Genomic DNA, 2,066 nt, shown 5'->3' with positions numbered 1-2,066 from the left:
ATCAAAAGGCATGCACGCCTCTTCGGCGCACAGCGCCACAAGCGCCGCCGCCGCATCCGGCCGCTCCCGCAGGTCGTGCTCCAGCACGGGCAGGCCCGTGCCGGGCGGCAGGATCTCAACCCGGGGGTCCTCCTCCGCATCAACGAAGACGCTGCGCAGCGCCTCGTGGCGCGCATACAGCTGATCGAGGCTGCGTCGCCACGCCGCGCGATCCAGCCTGCCCCGCAACCGCCAGCCCAGCGCAATGTGGTAGCGGGTGCTGTCCTTGTCCAGCTGGGCCAGAAACCACAACCGCTGCTGCGCAAACGACAGCTCAAGCGGCGCCTGGCGCGATACGGCCACAATCGCCGGCAGGTGTTGGGGACCGGAGCGGCTCAACACCTCGACGATACTTGCCGCAAGATCGCCCAGCACCGGCCTGGCGAACAGTGTCGACAGCGGCAGTTCGACCCCAACAGCCTGCGACAGCCGGCTCGACACCTGTACCGCGAGGAGCGAGTGGCCGCCCAGCTCGAAGAAGTGGTCGTGGCGTCCGACCCGCTCCAGGCCTAGAAGCTCGGCCCAGATCTCTGCCAGCGCCGTTTCGACTGCGCCCTGCGGCGCCTCATAGGCCGCCCGCGCATAGGCATCGTCGGCCGGCGCCGGCAGTGCCTTGCGGTCGAGCTTGCCATTCACCGTCAGCGGTAACTCCGCCAGCGGCATGAACGCCGACGGTACCATGTAGTCTGGCAGCCGCGCACTTAGGTACGCGCGCAAGGTGTTGGCAAGCTCAGGGCCATCCAGCCCATCCGATTGAGCTTCGGGTGCACACACCACATAGGCGATAAGATGCCTGTCGCCGGCGCGGTTCTGTCGCGCCACCACCACCGCCTCGCGCACAAAGGCGTGCTCGCCAAGCCGCGCCGCGATCTCGCCCGGCTCGATGCGATAGCCGCGAATCTTCACCTGGTCGTCGTTGCGCCCCAGGAACTCCAGATTGCCGTCCGGCAGGTACCGCGCCAGGTCCCCCGTGCGGTACAGCCGATCGCCCTCCACAAAGGGACTGGCGATGAACCGCTCGGCGGTCAGCTCGGGGCGGTTCAGATAGCCCCGCGCGACCCCCGCCCCGCCAATGTAAAGCTCCCCCACCGCCCCGCACGGCACCGGCTCGCCATGACCGTCCAGCAGATAAACCCGCGTGTTCGAAATCGGACGGCCAATCGGGACCACTGACCCATTAAAATCAGCCGGGCAATTCCAGCCCGTTACGTCGATAGCAGCTTCCGTGGGACCATATAGATTGTGCAGACCGGTCCAAGGTAATACGCACCGAACCTTCTGCGTGAGGGAAGCAGAAAGCGCCTCACCACTACACACGAGACGCTGCAGGGATGTGCAGCGATCAACGCCCTTCGTGTTCATGAAGCTGGCCAGCATCGATGGTACAAAGTGTGCGGTGGTGATGCGTTGGCCGATTATCAGGTTTACAAGCGCATCCGGGTCTTTGTGTACACCAGGAACCGCCAGCACCAGGGTTGCCCCTTCAAGCAATGTCCAAAAGAATTCCCAGGCAGAGACATCGAAGCTAAACGGGGTCTTCTGCAAGACGACATCAGCCGTATTGAGTGCATAGGCCTTTTGCATCCAGATCAGGCGATTGATAACCGCTCGATGCTCATTCTGTACTCCCTTGGGAGTTCCGGTTGAGCCTGAGGTGTAGATCACATAGGCGAGATGGCGGGACGTGAGGCCAAGCGTGCGCGGCTCCGGGTCCGAAGGCGGCCGCTCGCCCCAGACCGGCGTGGCCGTTTCCAGATCGACCGCTATCACATCGGTCAGCACCTCGGCGCCAAGTGCGGCGCGGCCGGCCACATCGCAAAGCAGCAGCTGCGGAGCGGCATCGACCAGCACCTGGCGCAGCCGCTGAGACGGATAGGCCGGATCCAGCGGTAGATAGGCACCCCCCGCCTTCAGGATCGCCAGCAGCCCCACCACCATCGCCGCGCTGCGCTCCACGCAGATCCCCACCGGCTGATCCGGCCTGACTCCGAGTGCGATCAGATGGTGCGCCAGCCGGTTGGCCCGCG

At 65.0% G+C, this 2,066-nt stretch carries 1 protein-coding gene; it reads right to left on the bottom strand.

The annotated features are described in order from the left end of the window. The coding region (locus AB3X96_RS42300) for an amino acid adenylation domain-containing protein (RefSeq protein ID WP_368594384.1) at positions 1-2,066 on the bottom strand (2,066 nt) is incomplete at both ends.

Source organism: Paraburkholderia sp. BR13439 (assembly GCF_040948805.1).
GTDB lineage: Bacteria > Pseudomonadota > Gammaproteobacteria > Burkholderiales > Burkholderiaceae > Paraburkholderia > Paraburkholderia youngii.
The sequence above is the reverse complement of the archived record's forward strand: the minus strand, read 5'-3'. Positions and strand labels throughout refer to the sequence as shown.